The following is a 23,027-nucleotide window of genomic DNA, read 5'->3' as shown; positions in this document are numbered from 1 at the left end:
TATTTATGAAACCATTTTTATACGATACGATTGAGAAAGAAGTAGGTAGAAATTCCATCAGAAAAATTAATATACCTCTTTCTATTATTGATAATCTAAATCCAAATTTTTCCATTAGACCCTATCAGAAAAATGCCTTTCAGCATTTTATGGCTTTTGAACAAGAAGAATTTGAAGGAAAACCAAATTCTCCTTATCATCTATTGTTTAATATGGCAACAGGCAGTGGTAAAACACTCATGATGGCTGGATTGATATTGTATCTCTATGAAAAGGGGTATCGAAACTTTCTGTTCTTCGTCAATAGCTCAAACATTATTCAAAAGACGAAAGATAATTTTTTGAATAATTTATCCAGTAAGTTTCTTTTCAATCAAGGTATTTTTTTTGATAATAAGGAGGTTATTTTAAAAGAAGTTAAAAACTTTGAAGATGCTGATAATGAGAATATTAATATCTGTTTTACTACTATTCAACTGCTTCACACAAGTTTAACAAATACCAAAGAAGGTGCTTTGACCATTGAAGATTTTAAGGATAAGAAAATTGTATTAATGGCTGATGAAGCTCACCATTTGAATACTTCTACTCGTAGTCAAATCAATATTGAAGGTACTTGGGAAGGTACAGTTATGAGTATTTTAGAGCAGAATAGGGAAAATTATCTTTTGGAATTTACCGCCACAATGGATTTTGAGAGCCGAGAAATTACAGAAAAATATGCCGATAAAGTGATTTTCAAGTATGATTTAGCTCAGTTTAGAAAAGATGGTTATTCAAAAGATATTGATTTGATACGCTCTTATTTTGGAGAAAATGAACGGATGTTACAAGCTATCTTATTGAGTCAATATAGACAGGAATTAGCCACTAAAAATGTGATAAATCTAAAACCCGTAATCCTGTTTAAAGCCAAAAAGACGATTGCCGAATCAGAACAAAACAAAGAGAAATTTCATAAACTTATTGAAAATCTTAACCCAGAGATGATTGAAAGGCTTGTGAATGATTCAACACTTGAAATTATAAAAAAAGCTAATCTGTTTTTTGATGAAAATGGTATTTCATACACTACATTAACATCAAGAATACAATCTAATTTTAAACCCGAAAACTGTATTAGTGCTAATTCAGATAATGAAGCAGAGGCGAATCAGATTAAGCTGAATACCTTAGAAGATGATAATAATCCAATCAGGGCGGTATTTGCCGTTCAAAAATTGAACGAAGGTTGGGATGTATTGAATCTTTTTGATATTGTAAGACTTTATGAAGACCGTGACGGAGCGGATGCAAAAGGCAGGTTAGGAAAAACTACCTTATCAGAAGCCCAGTTGATTGGTAGAGGGGCAAGATACTTCCCTTTTTCATTGAATGGTGAAGATAAATACACCCGAAAGTTTGACAAAGACTTATCAAATGAATTAAAGATTTTGGAGGAACTTTATTATCATACAAAAGAAGATAGTCGTTATATTTCTGAAATTACAAGAGCATTAGTAGAGTCAGGAATTTATGAAGACGATAAGGATATGGTAATGAAAGAACTAAAACTCAAAGAGTCTTTTAAGAATACTGATTTTTACAAAAAAGGAGTTGTTTTTTTGAATGAAAAAGTTGTTAAAAATTATCAAAGTGTCTATTCACTATCTGATTTAGGGGTTTCTCAAAAAAATATCATTTATACTTTATCATCGGGTGTAGGAAAAAAAACTGATGTTTTTGGCGTATTGGAACAAGAAATGGACGTATTAGGTAACAAGATTGTAAAGGTTAATGATATTCCTCTTCATGTAGTACGTTATGCACTCACTACAAATCATTTTTTCTATTTTAATTCAATAAAAAAATATTTTCCAAAACTAAGTTCTTCAATTGAGTTTTGTGAACAAGAAGAATATTTAGGCGGATTAGCTATTGAGTTTAGAGGTACAGAAAAGCGAAGAAATAATCTTTCAAATCAAGATTATTTAGATGGGTTAAAATCATTATTAGTCATCATTGAAGAGCAAATGAAAGCTAATATTTCTATTTATGAAGGAACGACCCATTTTAAACCGCACCCATTACGAACTACGTTTGAAGATAAAACTTTGCGTGTAAGCAAGTACGAAGAAAGAGCAAAAGGTCAAGAAAATCTGGTAAATGATAAAGATTGGTATGCTTACAACGCAAACTTTGGAACAATAGAAGAAAAGAATTTTGTTGAGATGTTTTCAAAACGTTTTGAAAGTTGGAGTGTGAAATTCGATGATATGTATCTTATCAGAAATGAACGTTCTATTAAAATTTACGATAAAATAGGAAGGGCTTTCGAACCAGATTTTTTACTTTTTGCAAAACAAAAAGAAGGAGATAATTTAACCATGCAAGTCTTTATCGAACCCAAAGGCAAGCACTTAGCCAAAGAAGACAAATGGAAAGAAGATTTTTTACACCAATTGAGAGAAGATAAAAAAACAATCGAATTCAATACTGACCATTATTTGATTACTGGACTACCATTCTATAATACGCTACAAGAGAATGAATTTATTAGAAATATGGAATCTATACTCGAATGAGAATTTGATGAAACAAATACAACAAAAGACTGCTTCAAAACGCCAAATAAAGCCATTTGAAACAGTTTTTGTTTATTGAAAAACCTATTGTAATTTTCAGAAACCATGAATTTCAACGCCCTAATCACTTCCATCACCACCACTGTCCGTGTTTTACAGACCGAAGCTATTTCTGCCACTATTGGTGGCAGAAATGAATTGGGCACATTTTATAAAAGCATAAAAATTAATAAGACATTATCATTCTACTGAAACAAATATGAAGCATTTGAAACAAAAAACCGCTTCAAAACGCCATTTAAAGGCTTTTGAAGCGGTTTAAAATTTTATTGTCGGGATGACAGGATTTGAACCTGCGACCACACGCCCCCCAGACGTGTACGCTACCGAACTGCGCCACATCCCGTTTTTTTGAGAGGGCAAATCTATAACCCTTTTCTTAACTTGAAAACTATTCTTTTGAAAAAGCTTATAAATTTATGCACTCTCTACTCTATTTATCTATTCATCGAAACCAAGAACTCTTCGTTCGTTCTTGTTCCTTTCATTTGTTGTTGTAAAAACTCCATAGCTTCCACAGAGTTCATATCACTCATGTGTTTTCTTAGAATCCATACTCGTTGAAGCGTTTCTTTATCCATCAATAAATCTTCACGACGAGTACCTGATGCAGTGACATCGATCGCTGGGTACATTCTACGGTTCGACAACTTACGGTCAAGTTGTAATTCCATATTACCTGTTCCTTTGAATTCTTCAAAAATTACTTCATCCATTTTAGAACCAGTATCAATCAAGGCTGTAGCGATGATTGTTAATGAACCTCCATTTTCTACATTACGAGCGGCACCAAAGAAACGTTTTGGTTTGTGAAGTGCATTTGCATCAACCCCACCCGATAAGATTTTTCCAGATGAAGGAACGACAGTATTATACGCACGTGCTAAACGAGTAATCGAATCTAATAAAATTACAACGTCGTGTCCGCATTCAACCATACGTTTTGCTTTCTCTAAAACGATGCTAGCAACTTTTACGTGGCGTTCTGCTTGTTCATCAAAAGTAGAAGAAATCACTTCTGCTCTTACACTTCGTTGCATATCAGTAACCTCTTCTGGACGTTCGTCAATCAACAAAATCAATAAGTAAACTTCTGGGTGATTTTTTGAAATCGCATTCGCTATTTCTTTCAATAATACCGTTTTACCTGTCTTGGGTTGTGCTACAATCATACCACGTTGACCTTTACCAATTGGGGCAAATAAGTCAAGAATACGAGTAGAATATTGATCTGGACGAGAAGAAAGTTTTAGTTTTTCTTCTGGGAAAAGTGGCGTTAAATATTCAAAAGGAATTCTATCTCTAATTTCCTCAGTTGTTTTTCCATTCACTGATTCTACTCTTAAAAGAGCAAAATACTTCTCTCCTTCTTTCGGAGGACGAATTGAACCACGAACAGTATCACCCGTTTTTAAACCAAACAATTTGATTTGCGAAGGAGAAACATAAATATCATCTGGCGAAGCCAAATAATTATAATCTGCCGAACGAAGGAAACCATAACCTCCATCTTGCATAATTTCAAGCACACCTTCATTTTCAATAATGCCATCAAACTCACGAATAGCTTGATTATAAATCGGTTTTTTGAAAGCATTATTATTATTTTGACGAGTGACATCGCTACGGACCTCTTGCTCTTGAGGTAAACCAGCCGCAGGTTCATCAGGGGTAATGAATGATGTATCTATTACAAATTCCTCTTCTGCTTCAATCGGGAAATCTACAATTGGCTCTTCATCAAACTCATAAGTAATGTCTGAAACAACCTCTGGTTTTGCTTTGACTTCCTTAGCAATCTTGGGTTTCGGTAATTCTGTTGGGTTTTGCTTGATTATTGTGCTTTTAGCAACAATATCTGCATTATCGGCATCTTCTTTTGAAATGCGTTGTCTTTTTGGACGAGGGGCATCTGAAGCTACTCCAGACTCTTTCCTCACTTTCCTTTCTGTTTTGTTATCGTCTTGCATAGCATCTTTGGTGGAAGGTTTGCGGTTTTTTGGGGGCATTACCGCCTGTTTATCAAGAATTTTGTAGATGAGTTCTTTTTTAGGAAGGTCATTAACATTGGAAATGGCATATTCTTTGGCAAGCTCATGAAGCTCTGAAATAAGCATCATGTCTAATTCTTCAATTTTGTACATAAGGGTAAATTGATAGACTATCTACAATTAAAGTCTTTCTAAATTGTGGTTAAATATTAATAAAAACATCTTAAAAAAGATTGTCAACTTTAAAGTTAAAATTTGGGAAAAATTTGGAATGATGTGGATAATTGATGTTAAGTATTTAATAATCAAAATCTTAACGGGAGAAACACACAGGATTGTGAATTGTACTGCAATGATAATTCCATTATTTCAATTAATCAAATATTTTCTTCATTTTTTTATCATATTTTATATAAACAACTAACTATCAGTACACTTGCACTTCTAACATATTTTTAATTTTCAAGTTAAAATTCTCTAAACCTGATTTGTGCCTCAGCTTGAACTAAAATAATACTTTGTGGAATTACATTAAAAAAGGCTAAACTTTGGGATAAAATTTTTTAATTGAGATTCCCCTGTTATTTTTGTGCTATCAAACCAGAATATTACGGAAAAATGAATCGCAAAAACATTTTAGCTATCGCCAGTATCGCTTTGTTAGCCACAGCTTGTGACTATCAAAAAAATAACAATATTAAACAAGCTGACCTTCGTGAAGGAGATCAATATGTGTATGGTGTACATCCAGATTCTGCTGCTGCACAGACAAAAAACAAATACACAGCAAAACCAGAAAACGAAGTAAGAGCCAACAAAATCCGTGAGAAACTATTTAATGATAGTACGAACGCTCAAGGTAACTAATACTTTTGTTGAACATATTTCTACCTACATATTACTTCACAAAGCGTTGCAAATCACATTGTGACGCTTTTCGTATTTATTAACTTTGAACCCATAAATGAACATAGCACTTGTAACAGGCTCCGCAGGATTGATTGGTAGCGAAGCAGTCTCTTTCTTTTCAGATAAATTTGATTTAATAATTGGTATTGATAACAACATGCGTCAGTACTTTTTTGGGAACGAAGCATCTACTGCTTGGAATCGTAATCGTTTAGAAGAACAGTTTGCTAATTATAAACATTATCAGGCTGATATTCGTGAAGTTTCTCAACTGGAAGTAATCTTCAAAGAATACGGAACAGATATTAAATGTGTACTTCATACTGCTGCACAACCTTCACACGATTGGGCTGCTAAAGAACCTTTTACTGACTTTTCCGTAAATGCTAACGGCACTTTGAATATGCTTGAGATGACTCGCTTGCATGCTCCAGATGCCGTGTTTATCTTTACTTCTACCAATAAAGTATATGGTGATAATCCAAATTATTTACCATTAATAGAAACAGAAACTCGTTTTGAAATTGACGCTAGTCACCCATATTTTGAAAACGGTATCGACGAAAATCATAGTATCGACCATACCAAACATTCATTATTTGGTGCTTCAAAAGTAGCAGCCGATGTTTTAGTACAAGAATATGGCCGTTATTTCGGAATGAAAACTGGTATTTTCCGTGGTGGATGTTTAACAGGACCAAATCACTCAGGAACTGCTTTACATGGATTTTTATCTTACTTGATGAAATGTGCCATTACTGGAAATCATTACACCATTTTCGGATACAAAGGAAAACAAGTACGTGATAATATTCACTCTTACGATTTAGTGAATATGTTCTGGAATTTCTACCTAAACCCACGTGCGGGCGAAGTATATAATGCTGGTGGCGGGCGTTTTGCCAATTGTTCAATGCTTGAAGCCATTGCAATCTGTGAAGAAATGACAGGTAAAAAAATGAGTTATAGCTATTCTGAAACCAACCGTATTGGTGACCATATTTGGTACGTTTCAGACCTTTCAAAATTCAAATCACACTATCCTAATTGGAACTGGACTTTCGGTTTAAATGAAACTTTACAACAGATTCATGATGGTATTGCTTCTCGTTTATAAGAAGTAATTATCTTTCTGATTTTACGTTTATAATATTTAATTCCCCAAAATGAATCCGATTGACTACCAACGGATTCATTTTTCATATCAAAAGCATTATGAAACTAAGTGTAGTAATTCCTGCATATAATGAAGAAGAATCTATTCCAGAAACGTTAAAGTCATTGTACAATACGCTTCAAAAATATGGAATTGAGCATGAAATCTGTGTTACTAACGATAATTCAAAAGATAATACAGAAGCTGTTCTGCAAGCATTACAAAAGGAAATTCCTACCTTAGTTTACTTCACCAACAAAGGTCCAAACGGTTTTGGCTATGCGGTTAGATACGGACTAGAACGTTTTACTGGAGACTGCGTAGCAGTAATGATGGCGGATATGTCTGATGACCCAGAAGACTTAGTAAAGTATTACAACACAATGCTTGAAAAAGATGTCGATGCTGTTTTCGGAAGTCGTTTTATGAAAGGTGGAAAAGTAATTGACTATCCTAAATTGAAACTTTATATCAACCGTGTTGCTAATCTTATTATACGCTTTTTAGTTGGGATAAAGTACAATGATACGACCAACGCCTTCAAATTATACAAAAGAGAAACCATTGAAGGTATTAAACCTTTTATGTCTCCACATTTCAATCTAACAGTAGAATTACCCCTAAAAGCATACGTTAGAGGTTATTCTTTTGCTGTTGTTCCAAATAGCTGGACGAATCGAAAATACGGAGAATCTAAATTGAAAATAAAAGAAATGGGTAGCCGATATTTCTTTATTTTACTGTATTGCATGATTGAAAAATTCTTTTCTCGTGGCGATTATATGAAAAAACCATCAAGAAAATAAGTCTTTTAACCAAGTTACTTGGAATAACAAATAACTAAAAAATACCCCCCAAGAAACAGCAAAAAGTAGCATTGAAAAAAATATTTTAAAGAATGGTACTTTAAAAGATAACGCCAAAAGCGTTCCTCCGACGGGTGTAAAAAAGAGTGGAGTAAAGCAAGCAATTCCCCAAATGCCAAGTTTCTTCCAAATTTTTACAGCAAACCTAGTTCTTTTTGAAAATAGCTTTGGCTTCGTTTTTCGATACTTCGCAATTAAACGTTGAATCGTACTTCCTAAAAGAGCAATCAAAGTTACGGTAGTCATCATACCAATGATACAACATATTGCTGTTTCCCACCAAGTCAATCCCAATACAATTCCAGCGATAGGCCCATTAAAAAATTTAATGGCTGTTGCAAGCATTACGGTAAAATATTTCCCAAATGTCATAATTAATATGTTAGTCTTTGTAAGTCAACTGGTTAAGTTTTATAATTGAATAAATCTAAGAATGAAATTATTTAATTTTCAATCAATAATTTTAAACTAACTTGCGAAGGTATTAATTGTACAATGAAATGCCCAAACCTTGGTAAAATTATGTATCAAAAATTAAGATTTTTTACTTTTATACTTTGTTCTATCATAAGTATTTACACTCAAGCACAAAGTGTTTTTATTCCATTAAATCAAGATTATTATCATTTAATCGACCGCTACGAAATAAAACGAGGAAAATTTTCTGAAGGTTTTCATACTACAGTAAAACCATATACTCGAAAAGGAGTAGTTCAGCTCGTTGATAGCATTTGGGCAAGTAATTCAATCATTTTATCGGATAAAGATAGATTCAACTTAGCGTATCTTGAAAATGATAGCTGGGAATGGAAAAATAACGATACTACAGGCAATAGTAAAAAACCTTTCTGGAAAATATTTTATCAAAAAAAAGCTGACGCTTATTCAAATGCTGATGATATTCTCGACCTCCACGTTAGTCCAGTACTTAATCTAGAGTTTGGTGCAGCTACAGGCGGTGTTCAGAAAAATACAAGTATCAATACTCGTGGAATAGAAATTCGAGGAATGATTAATAAAAAAGTGGGTTTTTATACTTTCATTTCCGAAAACCAAGCTTACATTCCCGACTACGTAAAAACCTTTGTTGATGCCTACAATCAAAACGAACTCCGACAAACTAACCTTCGATTGCCTGGAATGCCAGGTGAAGGGCTAACCAAAGAATTCAAGCAAAATGCTTATGCCACAGATTTCTTCACGGCAAGAGCTTATATTACTTTTCAGGCTACCAAAAATATACAATTACAATTTGGGCATGATAAAAATTTTATCGGAAATGGCTTCCGTTCGATGATTTTGTCGGATAATGCTGCTCCAAATCTATTCCTCAAAATCAATACACATATCGGGAAATTTCAATACCAAAACCTCTTCACGCAGCTAGTTTATACAGGTTTGAAACCGAACGACCAGATTTTTCCGAAGAAGTATATGGCGATGCACCATTTAAGCCTTAATCTTTCTAAGAATTTCAATATTGGTATTTCTGAAAGTATTGTTTTTCAAAGAGACAGCACCAATGGCGATGGATTCGATTTGAATTACTTGAATCCTGTTATTTTTTATCGTTCGATAGAAAGTTTTCAAGGAAGTGGCGATAATGCCTTAATAGGTTTCGATTTCAAATGGAATTTTGCTAAACGTTTTTCTCTTTATGGACAGTTAATGTTGGATGAATTTATTGCTAAAGAGATTTTCAAACCTACAGGTTATTGGGCAAATAAAAACGGTTTACAAGCTGGCTTGAAGTATATTGATTTTTTTGGAATCAGTAATTTAGACTTTCAAACCGAAGTTAATGCTGCTCGACCATATACTTATAGCCATGATAGTGGTGCCAATTATACTCAGTATAATCAATCATTGGCACATCCACTCGGAGCTAATTTCGTAGAATGGTCTAATATTATTCGCTGGCAAGCTTTGAAAAAACTCAATATTACAGCTAGTATTATTTATGCAAAATTTGGAGAAGATAGAAATTCAACTGAAAACTGGGGACAAAATATACAAAAAGACTATGATACCAGAAGTAGAAAAGTACTTTATAACGACGATTATGGCAATGAAATTGGTCAAGGAAGAAGTACTAGAACGATGATTTATGATGTTAGGGCTTCTTATCAATTGAAACATAACTTCTTTCTTGATTTGCGTTTCTTGAGCCGAGACTATCAAAGTGAAAACAGTGCTTTGGATTATACAACTACTATCAAATCATTTGGTGTACGTTGGAATATTCCTTACAGACAGATGCTATTTTGATGACTCGTAACCATAATCGATAGTAAAAAAGGCATAATCTTCTGATTCATTATGAAGCCTATCAAAAGAGGTTACACAATAAATGTAGCCTCTATATTTTTCGGCAGCAGTATCTTCATAAGTATTCATTTTGCCAATATAGATAAGTTTTTCGGCTTTTGTTAAATCTGGCTTCTCCCCTTTCTCAAAGCGATAAACGGCGAAATAATTATTAAATTCATCATCAACCGCTTTTTCACCAGGTTGCCAAGTCAAGACAGGAATTCCTCTATCGTTTTTTATTACTAATAATTTTTGCGGAGCCAACGGAGGAATACTATCTTTCCAAGGCATCGATGGAATTAATGCTGGATAACGATAATAATTACGCCTTAAAGTATCTTGAAATCCTCCATAATTTTCGGTTAAGCTTCTTGAACTAAAGAATATACTTCCTTGACTTGAAATAGCTTCACGATTGAATCGTATCTGTTTAGGTGCTTCTGTCAGCGACCAACCCGCTTTGATTTTATAAATTCCTTGACCGATATAAAGATGCTTGCCAAAAGTATTGTCTTTCCACCAAAGGGCTAATTCGTTGTAGGGAATTTTGTTATGCGTTTGCTCGAAATAAATTTGCGGGGCAATGTAATCTATCCAACCTTGTTGAAGCCATTTACGAGTATCGGCATATAAATTATCATAGGAAGTTTGCCCTGCCAACGTACAAGATCCATCAGAACATTTAGCACCAAAATTTCGCCAAACACCAAATGGACTTATCCCAAATTTTACGCTTGGTTTTATTTTTTTGATGGCATCACTAATTTGATAAATCAAGGAATCTGTGTTACTTCTTCGCCAATCGTTAATATTTGTTATTCCTCCATTGTATTTTTTAAAGGTTTCTTCATCTTTCAAAACTTCTCCAGTCACTTCGTAAGGATAAAAATAATCGTCAAAATGTATCCCATCTACATCATAGTTTTTCACAATCTGAACCACAACGTCGGTAATGTATTTTCTTACCTCAGGAATACCAAAATTCAATAATTTTTGTCCATCATAAACCAACATCCATTCTGGTTTTGTAACGCTGATATGGTCGGGAGCAAGTGTTTTAGATTTTTTAAAAGTAGCACGGTTAAGGTTTAGCCAAGCATGAAACTCTAAATTTCTATTGTGGGCTTCCTCAATCATAAAGTTGAGCGGGTCATAAAATGGAGTAGGAAATTTCCCTTGTTGACCAGTCAAGAACTCTGACCAAGGTTCTGCACTTTTAGCATAATACGCATCGCAGGCATCTCGTACTTGTACAAAAACAGCATTCAGATTTGACTTTTTATGTTCGTTCAAGATTCTGATAAAATCTTGTTTTTGGAGTTCGGAATTATACTGACCACGTTTTGGCCAATCAATGTTTTCAACGGTTGCAATCCATGCCGCTCTGAACTCATATTTCTGAGGTTTACTCAAGGCTGAATTTTGAGCATCACAACTAAAACAAGAAATAGAAAAAAGGAAAAATATTTGTATAAATCGATTGGTCATCATCTAAAAAAGATTCATTTAGCAAGTAAATTGCCAAATAAAATCTCATATAAAGGCTACATGTATTTATACAAAAATAAGGAATTATGCCTGAAATTGGCAATCTGAAAAATAATCAGTGAGAGGAAACAAAAAAACAGGAGACAATCACTTGTTTATCAAGTAAATATCTCCTGCTTTTTTCACAAAAATCTATTTTCTAAGCTTCCAAAGTAAACATATAGCCAACACCTTTAAGCGTTTTAATATAATGTTCTGGGATTTTTTCTCTGAGTTTCCTAATATGAACATCTACGGTTCTTTCAACAACGTAAACGTCTGTACCCCAAACTTTTTCTAATAATTCATCTCTATTAAATACTTTATTAGGATGTTTTGCTAAAAAAGAAAGCAATTCAAATTCTTTCTTAGGCATCACTAATGGGTTTCCATCGTTCAAAACACTGTAATTAGTACGATTAATCACCAATTGCCCAATTTCAATTTTCTCATCACTTTCAATTTGCTGTGCCTCACGCCTGAACATTGCTTTAATTCTACTTACCAAAGCTCTTGGTTTAATCGGCTTCACGATATAATCATCTGCACCAACATCAAAAGCGGCTACTTCTGTATATTCTTCAGCACGAGCCGTAAGAAACAAAATATAAACTTCTTTGAATTCTGGAATAAGACGAAGCTGCCTAGCTGTTTCGATACCATCTTGACGAGGCATCATTACATCCAATAAAATCAAATCGGGTTTGAAAGCTTTGGCTACTTCAACAGCTTGAATACCATCTAAAGCAGATTTAATTTCAAAACCTTCTTTTTGAAGATTATACTCTAATAGTTCAATGATGTCTGGATCGTCATCAACCAGTAAAATTTTGGGAATAGGTAATGCGTTTGCCATATTTTAGTTTGCAACGAATCGTAATTTTGTTAAGGTTATCCTAATTCAATACTTACGTTGCTCAATTGTTAATGCAAAATTAATAAGCCCAATATTACGGAATTGTTAAATCTAAATCAGCTAATCTTTACAGAATTGATAAAAATAAGCCATTTATCAACTTTCAGCAAATTAAAATTGGTTATTTATTAATAACGATAAATGAATGTTCTGCATAATAAGAAATTTATCACTTTTTTTCAATTTGTATTTTTGCTAATTCGCCTTGCTCGTTTGAAATCAATAAAGTATTGTTCGTTAAAAAAGTAATGGCTTCCGATTGCTTAAAAGCAAAAGTATAACATTTTTTAGGATGCTTAAAGTCTATTTGATGATTCTTTATTCCGAAAAAGACTACCTTTCCGTAAGTTAGCAAGGCAAAGGTTTTCTCATCTGGACTAATCGCCGCTCCTGTCACCATCGCATTAATCAATACTTGTCCTTTGGGCAAAAGGGCATAATTTCCAGCTTTACTTGGCACAGCATACATTTTCACCAAATTATTTCCTCTATTTTTAGAAAACAAGTATAAGCTATCGCCATGTGCAAAAAACGCTTCACAATCAAAATTCTTATCTTCTTTGGCAGGTGGAAAACGTTCTTGGTCAGCATAATGAAATGAGATTTTCTCAACATGTGTTGGTTCTGATTCTTTTACTTTATAAATCATCAGACTTCTCCTTTTATTGTCATTATTTCCGATGTCGCCAATGTAGAGATTTCCATTATTATCACGAGTAATTTCTTCCCAATCTTCATTTTTTAAATTAGTAAAACTGATAGTCGATAGCAGTTTTCCATGAAAATCTACTTCATAAATTTCAGATTTGCCTCCACTATCATTATGCGTCCAAAAAGTAGTGTCTTTTGAACTTTTTATCAAACCAGAACATTCATTTACTTCTGAAGCCAATTTTCCGATTGTTGTTACTTTATAGAAGTGTCGTCCTTTCGAAAAATCACTTTGGCTACTTTCTTTATGACAACTACAGAATAATAATTGAAGATTGAATAACCATAAAACAATTTTGGACTGGAACATAATTTGGGATTTTAGATTGGCATGTAATTAACGATTTTTTCACCAAAACAGAATCAATTCAGTACATTTATCGTTATCATTGCGTGAAATTTACTTAACCACAGGTTAATCGTCTCAACTATAAAGCAGAACAATAAGGTTTTATTTTATGCTTTGCCAAATATCTTATCAGTTTTCTAATAACATATTTGATAAACAATGTCTCAAATGTTGCCCAATAGTTTTTTAGAGGCTCTTTGCCAAAAACATTCAAAACCCAATACTTTTCCTGCCACATCGACGGTTAAAGAATTGTTCACTGACATTTCGCTGGCATTGTTTCCCGAACAAACTCAACGACACTTTGGCTGTGTTGACGAACTCCAAGAAGCTTTCGACCAAATTCAATTAAGACTTACCCGATTACTCCGTTCCATGCAACAGCATCTTGATGAAGATGCCCGTACTTTGGCAGCTGATTATATTCAAAAACTTCCTGAAGTATATAGAATATTGTTAACTGATATTCAGGCAATCATGATGGGCGACCCAGCCGCTCAAAGTGAATACGAAGTAATTAGAGCCTATCCCGGCTTTTATGCTATCACTTTTTACAGACTTGCTCATGCTTTGTTAGCACTGAACGTACCAATCGTTCCGAGAATCCTGACGGAGTATGCTCATTCAAAAACAGGAATTGATATTCACCCGGGAGCTTTTATTGACGAATACTTTATGATTGACCACGGTACTGGCGTCGTAATTGGCGAAACCACCAATATCGGAAAACACGTAAAAATATATCAAGGTGTTACACTCGGAGCATTATCAGTAAGTAAAGAAATGGCTTCGCAGAAACGTCATCCGACAATTGAAGACCATGTAGTAATTTATGCAGGAGCAACGATTTTGGGCGGAGAAACAGTAGTTGGAGCAAACTCTATTATTGGAGGAAATGTTTGGCTCACTCGTAGCATTCCTTCTTTCACAAAAATATATCACCAAGAACAGGTAAAAATATTGCAGTAATATAATTGAATGGCAACACTCTTAGACTTAGTTGGCAATACGCCAATTGTTGAATTAAATAGAATCAACCCGAATCCGAATGTAAAAATTTACGGAAAATTAGAAGGACACAATCCGGGTGGTTCGGTAAAAGACCGTGCAGCTTACGGAATGATTCGTGGGGCGGTAGAACGTGGAGAAATACAACCTGGCATGAAACTCATCGAAGCAACTTCTGGTAATACAGGTATTGCTTTAGCGATGATTGCTCGTTTGTACGGACTTGATATTGAATTAGTAATGCCCGAAAACTCTACTCGTGAAAGAGTATTGACAATGGAGGCCTTCGGTGCAACCGTAACCCTTACTCCTGCCAGCGTTGGCATTGAAGGTTCAAGAGATTATGCAGAAGCGAAAGTAAAAGAAGGTGGTTTCTTCATGTTAGACCAATTCTCGAACCCCGATAATTACATGGCTCATTATCATTCTACTGGCCCTGAAATTTGGAGAGATACCGACCATAAAGTAACGCATTTTGTTAGCTCGATGGGAACTACTGGTACGATTATGGGTACTTCTAAATTTTTGAAAGAAGTAAATCCAAACATTCAAATTGTAGGTTGCCAACCTACTGAAGGCTCTAAAATTCCGGGCATTCGTCGTTGGGAACAAGAATATTTACCCAAAATTTTTGATGCTTCAAGAGTAGATAGAATTATGGATATTTCAGAAAAAGAAGCTCGTGAAATGGCAAATACTTTAGCCAAAGTAGAAGGCGTTTTTGGTGGAATGAGTAGCGGTGGTGCGGCTTCGGCAGCGGTGCGTTTGGCTCAGGAATTAGAATCGGGCATTATCGTTTGTATAATCTGCGACCGTGGTGATCGTTACCTTTCAAGTGATTTATTTGGTAATTGATATAATAAACCCGTAAAGTCATTCAAATCCTGTTAGTTCAGAATTAGTATTGTAAGTTGATACTAACAGGATTTGAACATATTTTTACTGCTTGTATTTCCAAATAATCATATCCTTCTTCAAACTATTTATGAAATTTTGATTTTCATCAAAATTATTGAATTTCAAATAACTTCCATCACATTCTCTCATTTGGCACAAAACACAATTATCTGGAAAGTTTTCTACAATAAGAACATCTTTTGAATTATAGCTTTCTAAATACATTACACATCTGCTACAATCTCCATAATCACCTTGTTGCATTTTCTCGGTAAACTCTTTTAACCAAGGAAGGTCAGCAGTAGGATTGACAACCCCACATACACTTCTATCTATCGTTTCTTGTTTTGAGCATCCCCCAAAAAACAATATCAATAAGCTCAATATTATTACCCCTTTAAATTTCATGGCTTAGTTTAGTTATAATTGAACGAATAATTTTCCGAGTGCATAGATTATTGTTGGCATTCGAATACCCCATAATACCTTCAAGTATTACTTCTAAATAGTATAGAATGGTATTCTCAGAATTAGGTAATTAATCAAATATATTGGATTTGCTTACTATCAAAAAAGCATAAAAAAAGCCTTGCTGATAAGCAGGGCTTTTTTGTTTTATTGTGATATAATCTTAAAACGTCCAACAGCATACTTTTGTTTCATCGTTGAAAAATTATTAAATTATTTTTCAAAATATCATTAAATATTTTCAAAATGCCAAATTCTACGAGCCAATGCCACAAAAAAGAGTAAGTCTCAACAAATTTTCGGAACTTTGTATTTATTAGTATTTATTCAAAATTTGAAAATCCAAGATTAGAATGCGTCTTCATCGTCCATTAGTGATAGCAACCGTAAAGGCTCTGCAAGAAATATTTTTCGTAAAAAATCCTCGCCAAGCCGATAAAGTAATCGAGCAAACTTTGAAATCGAACAAACAATGGGGAAGCCGTGACCGTGCCTTTATTGCAGAAACTACTTATGAAATTGTTCGCTACTGGCGATTGATTCTTTTCTCGAACAACCTTTACGAAGACAAATTAAAAGCTCCGTACTTCTGGCAAATTGTGGGTTCGTGGTTGATTATCAAAAAACGACTTTATCCAAATGCCGACAATATTGATTTATTACCCAAATGGGATGAATTTTCGCACATTCAAGCTGCTAAGATTTTAGACCGCTTTGAAGAAGGAATGTTGATTCGCAAGGTACGTGAATCTGTTCCAGATTGGCTCGACCAATTATGTGTAGCCGAATTAGGTGAAGAAAAATGGGGCGAAGAAATTATGGCGATGAACGAACAAGCTCCAGTCGTTTTAAGAGCCAATACTTTAAAAACGAATCAAGATAAATTACAAGATTTATTGGATGCCATTGAGATAGAAACCATCGTTCCAGAAGGTTTGCCTGATGCTTTGGTATTAAAACAGCGTCAGAGTATTTTCAGAACTGATTATTTCAGACAAGGTTTTTTTGAAGTACAAGATGCTGGTTCGCAATTAATTGCTCCTTTTTTGGATGTTCAACCAGGCATGAGAGTGATTGACGCTTGTGCGGGTGCAGGTGGAAAATCTTTGCATTTGGCGGCTTTGATGGAAAACAAAGGCAAAATTGTATCAATGGATATTGAAGAATATAAATTGGTAGAATTGATGAAAAGAGCCAAAAGAAATGGCGTTGATAACATCGAAGTAAAACTTATCGACCCAAAAGTATTGAAAAAATACGAAGCCAGTGCCGATAGATTATTATTGGACGTTCCGTGTTCGGGTTTAGGCGTAATTCGAAGAAATCCAGATTCAAAATGGAAACTTACGCCTGAGTTTATTGATAACTTAAAAGTTACTCAATGGAATATTCTTACAGAGTATTCAGCTATGTTAAAATCAGGTGGAAAAATGGTTTTTGCTACTTGTAGTCTTTTACCTTCTGAAAGCGAAAATCATATCAAACGCTTCATGGCTGAGTTTGGCGAACAGTGGGAATTTCTGGGCGAACGACGTACTTCTACTGCAAAAGAAGGCTACGATGGCTTTTATATGGCTTGTTTACAGAAGAAGTAATCTTTAATTTGAAGATTTGAAAATTTGGAAATAGATTAACCAATGGAACAAATACTTGAGAGTTTTTTGTTAAAAAATTAAGTGATTTGCCACATTTTCAAATTAACACATCTTCAAATTTTCAAATTCTTTCTTTATCAACATGAAAAAAATACTCATATTACTTTTATTCACTTTGGTTTGGCAAAATGTGGATGCTCAAGTGCCTACTCGTTGGCGAGCAACTGTTCAAACCGATGGCGGTGATTTACCTTTTGGACTTGAAATAAAACCTACCAAAAACAAGAATAAGTTTGATGTTTTTGTGCTGAATGCTTCTGAAAGATTCAAAACTGACGAAGCTACTTTATCAGGAGATTCCTTGATTATTCCGATTGCCATATTCGATGCTGAAATTGTAGCGAAGAAAAATGCTCAGACTTTAGTTGGTTTTTATCGTAAAAACAAAGGTCGTACTTCTTTCGCTCAATCGCCTTTTCAAGCTACTTTAGGTTATCCGTTCAGATTCAGAACCAATAAAATGTCGATTTTAGGCAATACTTCTGGCAAATGGTCGGTGAATTTTATCAATGCCGAAACTCAAAAAGCCAGTTTTGCCGTTGGTACTTTTCAACAAAAAGGAACGGTTGTAACGGGTTCGTTCTTAACTACGACGGGTGATTATCGCTACATGGACGGAAATATTGTTGGTGATAGTTTATTTCTTTCTACTTTCGATGGTTCGCACGCATTTTTGTTGAAAGCTAAAGTAGAAGGCGATAAAATCTCAGGGAAATTTTATGGCGGAATCAAAGGGTTTAGAATGTTTGAAGCTACACGTGATGAGAATGCAAGCTTGCCAGATTTAGGTAAAATCACTCACTTAAAAGAAGGTTATGAGCGTTTTGATTTTTCATTTTTGAATGAAAAAGGTGAAAAAATTTCTCTTTCGGATGATGCTTACAAAGGAAAAGTAGTTGTGGTTCAAATTTTAGGTTCTTGGTGTCCGAACTGTATGGACGAAACGAATTACTTAGTACCTTTTTACAAAAAAAATAAAGCTCGTGGATTTGAAGTAATTGGTTTAGCCTATGAAAAATCAACAGAACCAACATTCTTTAAACAGAAAATGGATTTACTTCGTAAACGTTTTGGCATTGATTATCAGTTACTCAATGCTGGGACAAACAGTTCAGAAAGTGCTTCAAAAAGTTTGCCTTCTTTGAATCAAGTAATTGGTTTTCCAACAACAATTGTATTAGATAAAAAAGGTGAAATTCGTTTGACACACGCAGGATTTTCAGGGCCAGGTACTGGTAAATATTACACAGACTGGGTTCACGAATTTGAAAGTAAAATTGATGAATTGATTAAGGAGTAGAGATTAGTAAATAGTGATTGGTGATTAGACTTTCTAATTATCCGTTATTTACGACAAATAGAGATATTAATTAAAGAACACTAAGTACTAATTTCTTCAAAAGAGAAGCCCAACAAATTTGTTGGGCTTCTATTTTGAATTTTTAATGTAACAAAGCAAAAATCACTAAATAAGCCGCTACACCAGCGAAATAGCCCAATAAAGCCGTAAAACTGATTTTTCGCATATACCAAATAAAATCTATTTTCTCCATTCCCATCACCGCAACGCCAGCAGCCGAACCGATGATTAATACACTTCCGCCTGTTCCAGCACAGTATGCCATAAATTCCCAAATTTTTGAATCGGTCGGGAAAGAAGCCAAATCATACATTCCCATCGAAGCCGCCACCAAAGGCACATTGTCAATCACCGCCGAAGCCAAGCCAATCACGACTACAATAACATCTTGATTTCCAATAGCTTTATCCATCCAAACCGCTAAATCCGACAGTAAGTGCGTAGATTCTAAAGCCGCAATAGCAATTAAAATTCCCAAGAAAAATAAAATACTTGAAGTATCAATTTTACTCAAAGCATGAGCAACCGTAAAAGGTTTCTTTTCTTCCTCATCTTTTCCAGAATGAAGTATTTCTGAAACAATCCAAACGACGCTTAAACCCAATAAAATTCCCATGTAAGGTGGCAAGTGCGTAACAGTTTTAAAAATTGGAACAAACAATAAAGTACCGATTCCAGTAAAAAGCATAATGACAGAATTCTGAGCTTGAATAGCTATTTGGCTCACATCCAAAGAAGCGTCGCTTCCCTCCTCTTTTGGCTTTTTAACAGAACCCTTTATTTTATACGTCATATAAATCAATGGAATAATCAAAGAAATCAAACTTGGAATGAGTAACATTTTCATAATGTTTACAGGCGTAATTTGTCCACCAATCCAAAGCATTGTAGTCGTCACATCTCCTATCGGCGACCAAGCACCACCAGCATTGGCAGCAATAATTACAATCCCAGCAAAGAGTTTTCGAGATTCTGAATCTTTTATCAATTTCCGAATTACCGAAACCATCACAATTGCCGTAGTGAGGTTATCTAAAACCGCAGACAAAAAGAAAGTAATAAAAGCTACAATCCAGAGTAAAGTAACTTTATTTTTACTGGTAATTCGGTCGGTAATGAGTTTAAAACCTTGATGTGCATCCACCAATTCCACAATCGTCATTGCTCCTAATAGAAAGAAAAGTATTTCAGAAACTGAACCTAAATGATGTGAAAGTTCTTGAATTACAGTTTCTTTCTCTTCAGAAAAAACAACGTAAGTAGTCCAGCACAAAACACCTGTTAATAAAGCCGTAGCCGTTTTATTAATTTTTATTGGATGTTCAAAAGCAATAGCTAAATAGCCTATTATAAAAATTGATATTATTAGAAAGTACATTTATGAAAGAGTTATGTTGCCAGTAAAGATAAATGAAAATCCAACTTTAATTTCCTAGTATCATAATTTTCAAGAGGCTTTTTTGAAAATTTACAACTTATGTAAAAGAAAAAGTACAAGTATTTCATTCCTGATTCACAAAATAGAGATAGAAATACTCAATAAATTCTATTTTTTCTTTCGCATCCCATAATACTCATCTAACTTTGTGGGATTTAATTTTTTCTTAGTGGAAAGCCATAAAATCCAACTTTCCAATTTCCATAAATAAATTCTAGCAAAAATGAGTTCAATAGTATCGCTCGCAGACCGCATCAATGCACTGGAAGAGTCAGCAACGCTCGGGATGACAAAAAAAGCCCGTGAACTTGCCGCTCTGGGACACAAAGTAATCAGCCTTTCAGTAGGTGAACCAGATTTCAAAACCCCAAAGCATATTTGCGATGCCGCTAAAAAAGCCATTGATGATGGTTTTCATGGTTATTCGCCAGTAGCTGGTTATCCTGACCTTCGCAAAGCAATTGCTGATAAGCTTAAGCGTGATAATAATATTGAGTGGAATCCTGAAAATATCGTTGTTTCAACAGGTGCGAAACATTCTTTAGCTAATGTGATTTCTACTTTGGTAAATCCGGGTGAAGAAGTAATCATTTTTGCTCCTTACTGGGTTTCATATTCTGAAATGGTGAAATTGGCAGAAGGTACTTCTGTAATTGTTGATGGTGCTTTTGATAATAATTTCAAAGTAACGCCTGAACAATTTGAAGCGGCAATCACTCCAAAAACGAAATTAGTAATGTTTGCTTCGCCAAACAATCCTACTGGTTCTGTTTATACTGAAGCTGAATTAAGAGCAATCGGAGCTATCGTAGCGAAACATCCAAATATTTTTGTAATGGCTGATGAAATTTACGAATACATCAACTTTACTGAAGCTGGACATTTCTCTATCGGTTCAATTCCTGAAATCAAAGACCAAGTAATTACAGTAAACGGTGTTGCGAAAGGTCATGCAATGACTGGTTGGAGAATTGGGTTCATCGCTGCGGCAAAATGGATTGCTGACGGTGTTGAAAAATTACAAGGACAAGTAACTTCTGGAACGAATTCAATCGCTCAGAAAGCGGCAACAGTTGCTTTCAACGGCCCTTTGGATGAAGCTTACAAAATGAAAGAAGCGTATCTTCGTCGCCGTGATTTAGTAGTTGGACTTTTACGTGAAATCGAAGGTTTCAAAGTAAATATGCCAGACGGAGCATTCTATGCTTTCCCAGATGTAAGTTATTATTTCGGAAAATCAGACGGAACTACTACTATCAAAGATTCAGATGATTTCTCAATGTGGCTTTTAGCTGAGGCGTTCGTAGCAACCGTCGCAGGAACAAGTTTTGGTGCTCCAGACTGCGTTCGTATCTCTACCGCTGCTGCTGACGAACAATTAGTTGAAGCTTGTGCAAGAATTAAAAACTCGGTTGCTAAGTTAAAATAATGATTCTTCTCAGTATCTGAAAAATAGAAATCCACAAGGTAACAATCTTGTGGATTTTTTTATAATTTACGTTTATCCTCGCAGCCAATACCGCAAAATAAACCTCAATAAGTAGCTAGATTTATAATTTTATTTGGTGGAACAATTAAAGTTTCATCTAATCACTCTCATAAACTATATCTTTCATTTATGGAAATTTCATATCTAATATTGATATAATGAAGTTTGTTTTAATTACTTTGTGAAGTAAAGCCTAACGACAAATAAGAAGATTAAGGAGTATGAAAAAGAAAAAAATATATTGGACGCTTCAATTGACCGCTTGGTTTCTTTATGTTTCATATATGGTAACGGAATATCTATATTATGATGTAAATTATATCAATACAATTTCTTACGGTTTATCTAACTATGTAATTTTAATATTAACTACTCATCTCTATTTTTCGCTAATAAGCAAAGAGAATATTGATTCTGTCGATTGGAAAAAATTAATAGGTTTTGCATTGTTAGGGAATTTTTCAATCGCCTTATTTGTCTATTTATTTAATCGATTAGTGTGGGGTATTTCTATTCCATATTCAGCTAGACTGCCTACAAACTTTCTAGAACATACATTCTTATTCGTTAAAACGCTGAGGTTTATTATGCCTTGGTTTATTTTCTATCACGGTATTAGATTTGCCCAAAAAGCAATTGATACAGAACGAGCTAAAGTAAAACTTGAAATTCATGCTAAAGAAATTGAGTTGACCAATTTACGTACACAACTGAATCCACATTTTTTATTCAATTCATTAAATAGTATTCAAGCACTTACCCTTTCCGAACCCAAAATGGCAAGAGATGCCATCATCAAACTTTCGGACTTACTCAGAGTCTCTCTTTCTTTTTATGAGTTAAAAGATATTCCTTTTCAAGAAGAATTAACCCTTGTAAAAAACTACCTTGATCTTGAAAAAATGCGTTTTGATAATCGTTTAAATTACAAAACAAATGTCAGCAAAAGTGTACTTTCGGCTAGAGTCCCACCAATGTCTTTACAATTACTAGCAGAAAATGCCATCAAACATGGGATTGGTAAACTAAAAAATGGCGGAGAAATCATTGTTTTCGCCCATAAAAAAAATAATACATTAGTTTTTGGAATCCAGAATACTGGCACAATTTTGGAGGAAAAATCAGAGAAAAAGACTCGAAAAGGAATTGGTTTAGAAAACCTCAACAAAAGGCTTTTGATTAATTATGGATTAAAAGATGCCATTCTAATTTATGCTGAGGACAACATGGTAACAGCTCAGGTAAGTATTCCTATTAAAATGTAGGATTGTCTGTTAAATATTGTTTTTCTCGCCCAAAAAACCTTATTTCAACGTTAATCAAAAAATAAATAAGAAAAAAAGTAAATTAAGG

At 34.3% G+C, this 23,027-nt stretch carries 18 protein-coding genes and 1 tRNA gene; 11 read left to right on the top strand and 8 right to left on the bottom strand.

Annotation, left to right across the window (positions count from 1 at the left end; all coding sequences use genetic code 11):
* Window positions 1–5 precede the first annotated feature (5 nt).
* Window positions 6–2,564: a DEAD/DEAH box helicase family protein gene (locus tag HNP25_RS03400; RefSeq protein ID WP_221432382.1), complete on the top strand. Its 2,559-nt coding sequence runs from the start codon at window positions 6–8 to the stop codon at window positions 2,562–2,564.
* A gap of 332 nt (window positions 2,565–2,896) precedes the next feature.
* On the opposite strand, the gene HNP25_RS03395 is transcribed toward HNP25_RS03400, so the two are convergent.
* Both HNP25_RS03395 and rho read right to left on the bottom strand, forming a co-directional pair.
* Window positions 2,897–2,970 (bottom strand) — tRNA-Pro (locus tag HNP25_RS03395).
* A 91-nt stretch (window positions 2,971–3,061) separates the two neighbouring features.
* Window positions 3,062–4,768: a transcription termination factor Rho gene (gene rho / locus HNP25_RS03390; RefSeq protein WP_184130304.1), complete on the bottom strand. Its 1,707-nt coding sequence runs from the start codon at window positions 4,766–4,768 to the stop codon at window positions 3,062–3,064.
* 465 nt (window positions 4,769–5,233) lie between these two features.
* Here rho and HNP25_RS03385 point away from each other — a divergent pair, with 465 nt between their 5' ends.
* From HNP25_RS03385 to HNP25_RS03375, 3 genes are all read left to right on the top strand, one after another.
* Entirely contained in the window at window positions 5,234–5,482 is a 249-nt protein-coding gene (locus tag HNP25_RS03385) for a hypothetical protein (RefSeq protein WP_184130302.1), read from the top strand.
* Between the two features lie 97 nt (window positions 5,483–5,579).
* Window positions 5,580–6,641, top strand: coding sequence for an NAD-dependent epimerase/dehydratase family protein (locus HNP25_RS03380; protein ID WP_184130299.1), 1,062 nt, complete (start codon window positions 5,580–5,582; stop codon window positions 6,639–6,641).
* Window positions 6,642–6,739: 98 nt separating this feature from the next.
* Entirely contained in the window at window positions 6,740–7,486 is a 747-nt protein-coding gene (locus HNP25_RS03375) for a glycosyltransferase family 2 protein (protein WP_184130296.1), read from the top strand.
* Here the strand turns inward: HNP25_RS03375 and HNP25_RS03370 are convergent.
* Complete coding sequence (locus HNP25_RS03370; protein WP_184130292.1) at window positions 7,475–7,918, bottom strand: small multi-drug export protein; 444 nt, start codon at window positions 7,916–7,918, stop codon at window positions 7,475–7,477. The two genes, HNP25_RS03375 and HNP25_RS03370, sit on opposite strands and share 12 nt — an antisense overlap.
* A 150-nt stretch (window positions 7,919–8,068) precedes the next feature.
* Here HNP25_RS03370 and HNP25_RS22115 point away from each other — a divergent pair, with 150 nt between their 5' ends.
* Window positions 8,069–9,814: a hypothetical protein gene (locus HNP25_RS22115; RefSeq protein WP_184130289.1), complete on the top strand. Its 1,746-nt coding sequence runs from the start codon at window positions 8,069–8,071 to the stop codon at window positions 9,812–9,814.
* Here the strand turns inward: HNP25_RS22115 and HNP25_RS03360 are convergent.
* The 3 genes from HNP25_RS03360 to HNP25_RS03350 form a co-directional block, all read right to left on the bottom strand.
* Entirely contained in the window at window positions 9,806–11,347 is a 1,542-nt protein-coding gene (locus tag HNP25_RS03360; protein WP_184130286.1) for a glycoside hydrolase family 10-like protein, read from the bottom strand. The two genes, HNP25_RS22115 and HNP25_RS03360, sit on opposite strands and share 9 nt — an antisense overlap.
* Before the next feature lie 196 nt (window positions 11,348–11,543).
* Window positions 11,544–12,239 carry a response regulator gene (locus HNP25_RS03355; RefSeq protein ID WP_184130284.1) on the bottom strand — a complete coding sequence of 232 codons (696 nt, stop codon included), beginning with the start codon at window positions 12,237–12,239 and terminating at the stop codon, window positions 11,544–11,546.
* Window positions 12,240–12,468: 229 nt separating this feature from the next.
* Window positions 12,469–13,320, bottom strand: coding sequence for an SdiA-regulated domain-containing protein (locus tag HNP25_RS03350; protein ID WP_184130282.1), 852 nt, complete (start codon window positions 13,318–13,320; stop codon window positions 12,469–12,471).
* A gap of 207 nt (window positions 13,321–13,527) precedes the next feature.
* On the opposite strand from HNP25_RS03350, the gene HNP25_RS03345 reads away from it, so the two are divergent.
* The gene (locus HNP25_RS03345) at window positions 13,528–14,328 is read left to right on the top strand and encodes a serine O-acetyltransferase (RefSeq protein WP_221432381.1); all 801 of its coding nucleotides are present in this window, start codon (window positions 13,528–13,530) and stop codon (window positions 14,326–14,328) included.
* A 9-nt stretch (window positions 14,329–14,337) separates the two neighbouring features.
* On the top strand, window positions 14,338–15,222 hold the full coding sequence (gene cysM / locus HNP25_RS03340) for a cysteine synthase CysM (protein WP_184130278.1): 885 nt from the start codon (window positions 14,338–14,340) through the stop codon (window positions 15,220–15,222).
* Window positions 15,223–15,306: 84 nt separating this feature from the next.
* On the opposite strand, the gene HNP25_RS03335 is transcribed toward cysM, so the two are convergent.
* Window positions 15,307–15,672: a hypothetical protein gene (locus HNP25_RS03335; protein ID WP_184130276.1), complete on the bottom strand. Its 366-nt coding sequence runs from the start codon at window positions 15,670–15,672 to the stop codon at window positions 15,307–15,309.
* 413 nt (window positions 15,673–16,085) lie between these two features.
* Here HNP25_RS03335 and HNP25_RS03330 point away from each other — a divergent pair, with 413 nt between their 5' ends.
* Together HNP25_RS03330 and HNP25_RS03325 are read left to right on the top strand one after the other, a co-directional pair.
* Window positions 16,086–17,327: an RsmB/NOP family class I SAM-dependent RNA methyltransferase gene (locus HNP25_RS03330; protein ID WP_184130274.1), complete on the top strand. Its 1,242-nt coding sequence runs from the start codon at window positions 16,086–16,088 to the stop codon at window positions 17,325–17,327.
* A gap of 142 nt (window positions 17,328–17,469) precedes the next feature.
* Window positions 17,470–18,687, top strand: coding sequence for a peroxiredoxin family protein (locus tag HNP25_RS03325; protein WP_184130273.1), 1,218 nt, complete (start codon window positions 17,470–17,472; stop codon window positions 18,685–18,687).
* Window positions 18,688–18,829: 142 nt separating this feature from the next.
* Here HNP25_RS03325 and nhaD read toward each other — a convergent pair whose 3' ends face one another.
* Window positions 18,830–20,125, bottom strand: coding sequence for a sodium:proton antiporter NhaD (gene nhaD / locus HNP25_RS03320; RefSeq protein ID WP_184130270.1), 1,296 nt, complete (start codon window positions 20,123–20,125; stop codon window positions 18,830–18,832).
* A gap of 283 nt (window positions 20,126–20,408) precedes the next feature.
* Here nhaD and HNP25_RS03315 point away from each other — a divergent pair, with 283 nt between their 5' ends.
* On the top strand, window positions 20,409–21,614 hold the full coding sequence (locus HNP25_RS03315; RefSeq protein WP_184130254.1) for a pyridoxal phosphate-dependent aminotransferase: 1,206 nt from the start codon (window positions 20,409–20,411) through the stop codon (window positions 21,612–21,614).
* A gap of 281 nt (window positions 21,615–21,895) precedes the next feature.
* Window positions 21,896–22,939, top strand: coding sequence for a sensor histidine kinase (locus HNP25_RS03310; RefSeq protein ID WP_184130251.1), 1,044 nt, complete (start codon window positions 21,896–21,898; stop codon window positions 22,937–22,939).
* Window positions 22,940–23,027 lie beyond the last annotated feature (88 nt).

The organism is Arcicella rosea (assembly GCF_014204325.1).
Classification (GTDB): Bacteria; Bacteroidota; Bacteroidia; order Cytophagales; family Spirosomataceae; genus Arcicella; species Arcicella rosea_A.
The sequence above is the reverse complement of the archived record's forward strand: the minus strand, read 5'-3'. Positions and strand labels throughout refer to the sequence as shown.

Coding starts and splice junctions, on each gene's coding strand:
- HNP25_RS03360 (WP_184130286.1), bottom strand. CDS start 11,347: ATGATGACCAATCGATTTATACAAATATTTTTCCTTTTTTCTATTTCT.
- HNP25_RS03370 (WP_184130292.1), bottom strand. CDS start 7,918: ATGACATTTGGGAAATATTTTACCGTAATGCTTGCAACAGCCATTAAA.
- HNP25_RS03325 (WP_184130273.1), top strand. CDS start 17,470: ATGAAAAAAATACTCATATTACTTTTATTCACTTTGGTTTGGCAAAAT.
- HNP25_RS22115 (WP_184130289.1), top strand. CDS start 8,069: ATGTATCAAAAATTAAGATTTTTTACTTTTATACTTTGTTCTATCATA.
- HNP25_RS03400 (WP_221432382.1), top strand. CDS start 6: ATGAAACCATTTTTATACGATACGATTGAGAAAGAAGTAGGTAGAAAT.
- HNP25_RS03315 (WP_184130254.1), top strand. CDS start 20,409: ATGAGTTCAATAGTATCGCTCGCAGACCGCATCAATGCACTGGAAGAG.
- nhaD (WP_184130270.1), bottom strand. CDS start 20,125: ATGTACTTTCTAATAATATCAATTTTTATAATAGGCTATTTAGCTATT.
- HNP25_RS03350 (WP_184130282.1), bottom strand. CDS start 13,320: ATGTTCCAGTCCAAAATTGTTTTATGGTTATTCAATCTTCAATTATTA.
- HNP25_RS03385 (WP_184130302.1), top strand. CDS start 5,234: ATGAATCGCAAAAACATTTTAGCTATCGCCAGTATCGCTTTGTTAGCC.
- HNP25_RS03330 (WP_184130274.1), top strand. CDS start 16,086: ATGCGTCTTCATCGTCCATTAGTGATAGCAACCGTAAAGGCTCTGCAA.
- cysM (WP_184130278.1), top strand. CDS start 14,338: ATGGCAACACTCTTAGACTTAGTTGGCAATACGCCAATTGTTGAATTA.
- HNP25_RS03375 (WP_184130296.1), top strand. CDS start 6,740: ATGAAACTAAGTGTAGTAATTCCTGCATATAATGAAGAAGAATCTATT.
- HNP25_RS03310 (WP_184130251.1), top strand. CDS start 21,896: ATGAAAAAGAAAAAAATATATTGGACGCTTCAATTGACCGCTTGGTTT.
- HNP25_RS03380 (WP_184130299.1), top strand. CDS start 5,580: ATGAACATAGCACTTGTAACAGGCTCCGCAGGATTGATTGGTAGCGAA.
- HNP25_RS03355 (WP_184130284.1), bottom strand. CDS start 12,239: ATGGCAAACGCATTACCTATTCCCAAAATTTTACTGGTTGATGACGAT.
- HNP25_RS03345 (WP_221432381.1), top strand. CDS start 13,528: ATGTTGCCCAATAGTTTTTTAGAGGCTCTTTGCCAAAAACATTCAAAA.
- HNP25_RS03335 (WP_184130276.1), bottom strand. CDS start 15,672: ATGAAATTTAAAGGGGTAATAATATTGAGCTTATTGATATTGTTTTTT.
- rho (WP_184130304.1), bottom strand. CDS start 4,768: ATGTACAAAATTGAAGAATTAGACATGATGCTTATTTCAGAGCTTCAT.